General features: G+C 69.0%; 3 protein-coding genes. 1 reads left to right on the forward strand and 2 read right to left on the reverse strand.

The features are described 5' to 3' along the window. A partial coding sequence (locus GQ56_RS42645) for an integrase core domain-containing protein (RefSeq protein ID WP_235212841.1) occupies positions 1–399 on the forward strand: 399 nt, incomplete at its 5' end. On the opposite strand, the gene GQ56_RS0138510 is transcribed toward GQ56_RS42645, so the two are convergent. Together GQ56_RS0138510 and GQ56_RS45320 are read right to left on the reverse strand one after the other, a co-directional pair. Continuing rightward, positions 341–1,348: a cupin-like domain-containing protein gene (locus GQ56_RS0138510; protein ID WP_031403701.1), complete on the reverse strand. Its 1,008-nt coding sequence runs from the start codon at positions 1,346–1,348 to the stop codon at positions 341–343. The two genes, GQ56_RS42645 and GQ56_RS0138510, sit on opposite strands and share 59 nt — an antisense overlap. Before the next feature lie 253 nt (positions 1,349–1,601). Then, on the reverse strand, positions 1,602–6,193 hold a 4,592-nt coding region (locus GQ56_RS45320), incomplete at its 5' end, for an autotransporter outer membrane beta-barrel domain-containing protein (RefSeq protein WP_043301780.1).

The following is a 6,193-nucleotide window of genomic DNA, read 5'->3' on the forward strand; positions in this document are numbered from 1 at the left end:
GACAACGGTGCGGAATTTACCGCTGCCCGTGTCATGCGCTGGTTGCGCGACGCGTCTGTCGGCCCGGCCTTCATCACGCCCGGTAGCCCATGGCAAAACGGTTTCGTCGAGAGCTTCAATGGCAAGCTGCGCGACGAACTGCTGAATCGCGAGTGGTTCCGCAGCCGTGCTGAAGCCAGGGTGCTCATCGAGCCATGGCGTCAGTTCTACAACGAGAAGCGGCCGCATGGCGCCCATCGTTACCAACCTCCGGCCACGGTCCGTCGAGCCTGGCTGGAGTCCGATAATATCGACATGCGACTCACTGCTTACCTGGCTACAAAATCCCGCCGCAGGTCACTCACACCGCGTGATAGGTCCGGTACGTATTCGCGAAATCATTCGGCGCCGCGAAATTGATGAACGTCATCGTGACGGACGGATCGAGTCCCTCCACGTAGTGCCACCAGCCGATCGGCAGAAACAGCAGATCGCCGGGTTCGATCACGCACTCCAGCACCTGCACGTCCTTCAGCCGCTGAAAACGCTCATAGTCGAGCGCACTGCCGTCAACCTGCGAATAGCAATGGAGATCGTTGTACATCGCCGGCGTATCGAGCGACGACACGAGTCTCACCCGCTTGCGGCCGATCACCTGCGCCATGAAGTTGTTGGTCAGGTCGTGATGGAAGGGAGTCTTCGTCCCTGCGGGACCGAACCAGAAGAATCCGGTGTCCGGCGACGCCGGGTCGAGATACGGCTCGATCGGTGCAACGTCGTCCCATAGCGCTGCGAGCGCGACACGATTGTGCGATGTGTTGTTCGCGGTCATGTAGAAATCGTTCGTCGTGCCGCCGCGCTCCACGAGATCGACATAGTCGCCAAAGCGCATCGTCCTCTTGTGCTTCGGTTGATTGATTTCGTATTGAGCATCCGAATCGCGCCCGAACTGCACCTCGACCTCGCATTCGCCGCAGCGCGCGCGGAAATAATCGAAGCTCCATTTTGCGCGCGCCGGCCAGTCGTCGAACGCGCCGGTCAGGATCACGGGGCGGTTCGAGAAGTAATACCTGTCGAAGAACGCATCACGCGGCAGGCACGCGTACCGCTCGATGCGGTCGCCGTTCGTGCGCAACCGGGTCAATGCACTCTGGACGGACAACAGCCAGTCGCGCTTGCGCAACCGATCGCGCATGCGCGTTCCACCTTGCAGATACGGACTCGCCAGTGCCGCGCCGATCTCGCGTGCGGCATCGTCGGGCGTGAAGCCGTGCGACGCCAGCACCTGCAAGAGCGCGTCCGGCGTACCGTCCAGCAGCAGATTCTCGGCGATCCAGCGGCGCCAGTCGTCGTCGAACGGACGTGTCACGATCCTCTCCTCGTCATGTCGTCAATCGGTGCAGGCTCGACGCGCGAAACGCAGTCGACGGCGTGCGCCGGCCGGCATGTAGCCGTCGTGGGCGGCGGCGAGACGCCGGTCGCGCCATCGTGTCGTGCCCGCCGCCCTTTCAGCCCGAAGCAACCGGCTCGCCGTGCCGGCGCGCTGCCTATGCTCGCGCCGGTTCGCGCGGAGTCCTTCCCCCGGCGAACCGGCTGGGCTACCGTCAGGATGCCAAACCTCGTCAGAAGTGCTTCGTGAAGCCAAATGTCAGCAGGTTGTCGTGCATGTGCGTCGCGAACAGCCCTTGATAGTTCAGGTACAGGTTCCACGCCCCGGGCAACTCGGCCGTCAAGCGCGCTCCGACCGTTCCTGTGCTACGTCCGATGGGCGTTCCCGGCAGCACGAACTGCGTACCGTCCTGCGCAAGCACCGTGACCGCCGGTACGTTGCCGCGCGCGTCGTAGCGGTATCCGAGATCGAGGCTCGGCACGTACGTCACATTCCGGACCTCGAACGGATGCGAGAACGATACGGCCGCATAAGGCTGCAACGTCGTATACGTCGCAGCCTGCCCCGTCACGCCGAACGCCGGCGCCAGCGGGCTCGGATTCGCGACCGTTTCGCCGAATGCATCGAGCCGCTGATGCTGATACAGCACGCCGATGCGCGGCGTGATCAGCCATTGCGCGGCCGCGAGCGGCCAGGCTGCCTGCACGGCAGCGCCCGTCGTGCTGCCGCCCGGGTCCGACGATGCGTTGCCGATGCCGGTTGCGCGGTACATCGTGTAGCTGCTGTGCATGAAGTCGACCGTACCGGACAACACGAGCGGCCCCGCGTTCGCGAATCCATACAGACCGATGTGCGCATTGTCGGTCGAGCCGCCGCCGCCAGCCGAGTCGCTGCTGTTGATCCGGTTCACGCCGGCCTCGACGCCGAGATGCAGCCCAGTTTCGCCGATCGCTCGATCGACGCCGCCAAGCAGCCCGAAGCCGTTCGCATGCAGACGATCCATGCCGCTGATCACCGCATCCGAGCCGTTGGCCTGGAGCCATACCCCCGTCTGACACACCGCGCGTGCCGTGCTCTGCCCCGGAGCCCCCACGGCGCCGGCTCCGCATTGTGTGTTCATGCTGGTCAACCCGGCATCCAGCACCGTACTCAATGCTTGCTGGCCGACGAGATTGACGAGCCGCATCCGGTTCGCAAACAGGTCACCGTCTGCCGGTCCGACACGGGTTGACGTCGGTGTTGGCGTCGGTGTTGGCGTTGGCGTTGGCGTTGGCGTTGGCGTTGGCGTCGGCGTTGGCGTTGGCGTCGGCGTTGGCGTTGGCGTTGGCGTTGGCGTTGGCGTTGGCGTTGGCGTCGGCGTCGGCGTTGGCGTTGGCGTCGGCGTCGGCGTCGGCGTCGCCAGGACGAGATTCGCCTGCGTCGCGTTATAGGCAACCTGCGCATTCAGGTTCGTCGGCGTCGAGCCCGACGATTGCGTATTCGCGAACGTGCCGCTGACCGTCTTCGCCTGCACGAGCGTGTAGGTGGTCGCCGAATACGTGCCCGGCGCATAGACAAGACTCAGCGTGCCGCCCAGCTGCGCGGTGCCGCCGACCACCAGTTCCGACGCCTGCGTCGGTGTGACGTCGACCTGCAGCGTGCCGCCCGGGTTCTGCGTGTAGTTGCCGTTGATCGTCAGCACGCCGACCGATCCGCCCGGCCACACGGTGCCGTCGTTCAGCACGCTGCCGCCGATCGTGCCGTGGCCGCGCAGCGTCGCGCCGCTCAGCACGTCGACGTTGCCCGCGAGCGTCGCGCCGGCATGGCCGCTGTCGCCGATCTCGAGGGTGCCGGTGCCGACGGTCGTGCCGCCCGTGTACGTGTTGCTGCCGTTCAGGATCAGCGTGTTCGCACCGCTCTTCGTGAGCACGCCGGTACCCGAGATGTTGCCGCCGAACGTGACGTCGTCACTGCGGTTGAAGACGACGCTGGTGTTGTCGACGATATTGCCCACGATCGAGCCCGACGTATCGCCGTTGCCGATTTGCAGCACGCCGCTCGACACCGTGGTGCCGCCGGTATACGTGTTCGCACCCGTCAGCGTCATCGTGCCGCCGCCCGCGACCGTCACCGCTCCCGAGCCGGAAATCGTACCGCCAAAGCTGCCGTTGTCGCTGCGGTTGAACACGAGCGAACCGCTATCGACCACGTTTCCGGTGATCGAGCCGGTCGTGCCGCCGTTGCCGATCTGCAGCGTGCCCGCGCCGATCGTCGTGCCGCCGGTATACGCGTTCGCACCCGTCAGGATCAGCGTGCCGTTGTCAATCTTCGTCAGGCTGCCCGCGCCGCTCACGACGCCCGCGTAGGTCGCGCTCGCCGGGCTGTTCGCGTTGGCGCTGCCCTGGTCGAATACCACGCCCGGCGTCGCGCCCGACGCGGGCGCGAACGTCACGTTGCCTTGCAGCGACGTCGCATCGCCCTGCAGCACGCCGTTCGCGATCTGCCAGTTCTGGTTCGTCGCGCCGGTGCCAGTCAGCGTCCAGGTGCTGGTGCCCGTCTTCTCGAATGCGTTGAAACCGTAGTACGCCGGGCCGTTCGTCTTGTCGTAGCCGGTCGGCACGGTGCCGACGATGCGCGACACGTTGAACGTGCCGTTGCCGGTGCCGCCCGTCGCGGCGCTGTCGCCGCCGAGCACCAGCGTATCGCCGCCGTTGGTCGTGCCGCTCGTGCTGACGACGTTGCCGACGAAGCGGTAGCCGTTCTCGAGCGTCAGCGTATTGCCGCCGCCACTCAGGTCGACCGCGTCGACCTGCGGCGCGCCCGCATCGGAACTCGGCGTGCCGCCCTCGATCAGGCTCGCATTGACGATGCTCGCGCCGCCGGTGGCGACGACGCCGACCCCGGCCAGTCCGCCGGTCAGGCCGATCACGCGACTGTTGACGCCTGCACCGCCACTGATCGTCGCGCCGCCCGTGTTCGTGACGCTCGCGCCGTTCGCAAGCGACACGCCCACGCCGCCGATGCCGCTCGTGCCGCCGCCGGAATCGTCGCCGCCCGTGCCGCCGGCGATCAGCGCCGAAGCGCCGTTGTTCGCGAGCGTCGCCCCGGCGCCCGCCAGCACCACGCCCGCACCGCCCGTGCTGCCGGCCGCCCGGGTACCCGAATAGCTCGCCGCTTCGGCACCGCTGCCGCCCCGGATCGTCGCGCTATTGGAGAGCGTCGCGCCACCCGCGAGCATGGCGCCGGCGCCACCCGCGCCGGCATTGCCGGCATAAACACCGCCCGCGCCACCCGCGCCGCCCGCGATCGCGCCGGCCCCGGTATTCGTGGCGCTGGCGCCGCTGGCCAGCGCCAGCCCCGTTCCGCCCGCGCCGCCGCTGCCGAGCCCCGACGTATTCGCCGAAAACTGTTGGCCGCCTGCGCCGCCGGTGACGGTACCCGTGTTGTCGAGATGCGCGCTGCTCTCCAGCAGGATGCCGGTACCGCCCAGTCCGCCGGCCACGCCTGTCGCGGCCGTGCCGCGCCCCGCGTTGCCGCCGCTGACCGCGGCGCCGTTCGCGAACGTCGCATTGGCCGCCAGATCGACGCCGGTTCCACCTGCGCCCCCTTGGCCGCCGGCGCCGCTGCTGCCGCCCGCGCCGCCGCTGATGCCCGCTTTCGCGCCGCTGTTGACGAGATTGGCGCCGCTCGCAAGCGTCACGCCCGCGCCGCCGGCGCCGCCGGTGCCGCCCGTCGTGTCCTGGCCGGCCCCGGTATCGCCGCTGCCCGTGCCGCCGACGCCGCCGGCCACGGTCGCGCTGTTGTTCAGACTGCTGCCTGCGACGAGCGTCGCGCCGACGCCGCCCGCGCCGCCGACGACGCTGCCGTCGCCGCCCGCACCGCCGCGGATCGTCGCGCTGTTCTCGTTCGTCACGGTGGCGCCGCTGACGGTGGTCACGCCCGCACCGCCGCCCCCGCCGGTGTCGTTCGCGGCGCTTGCCGCGCCGCCGGTGCCGCCGACGACGAACGCGCTGTCGGTATTCGTCAGGCTGCTGCCGCTGCCCTGCAACTGGACACCAACGCCGCCGATGCCGCCCAGATCCCAGCCCGCGCCGCCCTTGCCGCCGAAGATCGTGCCGGGTTGAACCGATGTGTTGCCGCTCGCATCGGCCGCGTTGGTCACGCTCGCGTTGCCCGACAGGATCGCGCCGCTGCCGCCCGTCCCGGCGACGCAAGTCGAATAGCAGTTCGCCGCGCCGCCGCCCTGGATCGTGCCGTTGTTGGTCAGCACGCTGCCGCTTCCCATCGTGACGCCGTTGCCGCCGGTGCCTTGCGTGGCGCCCGCGCCGCCGCCGCCGCCGTCGATGGCGGCGGTGTAGCTATTGTTCGCCGTACTCCCGCTGCCGAGATCGACGCCGTCGCCGCCATTGCCGCCCGTGCCGCCGACGCCGTTGACCGTGATGCCGGTCCCGCCCTGCCGCCCGACGATCGAGCCGCCGTTGCTCAGCGTGAACCCAGTGCCGACCACGCCGCCGCCGCCGTTCCCGCCAAGGTAGCCGTCGCCGCCGATCCCGCCCTGGATCGTATTGGCCGCGGCGTTCGTGAAACTGGAGCCGCTCAGCGCGACGACGGCCGCACCGCCACCGCCGCCGCCGCCGCTCCCGTCGTTCGAGTAGCCCGTCGCGTCCCCGCCGCCGGCATTCCCACCCTGAATCGTGCCGGTCGCGGTGACCGCGCCGCCCGACTGAATCACGACGGCAGCACCGCCGCCGCCGCCGCCGCCGTTGCCGGCCTGTCCGTTGCCAACCACCGCGCCGCCGTCGCCCGCCGCACCACCCGTCCCGCCATAAACGCCCTGGCCGTACC

The organism is Burkholderia paludis (genome assembly GCF_000732615.1).
GTDB classification, from domain to species: Bacteria; Pseudomonadota; Gammaproteobacteria; order Burkholderiales; family Burkholderiaceae; genus Burkholderia; species Burkholderia paludis.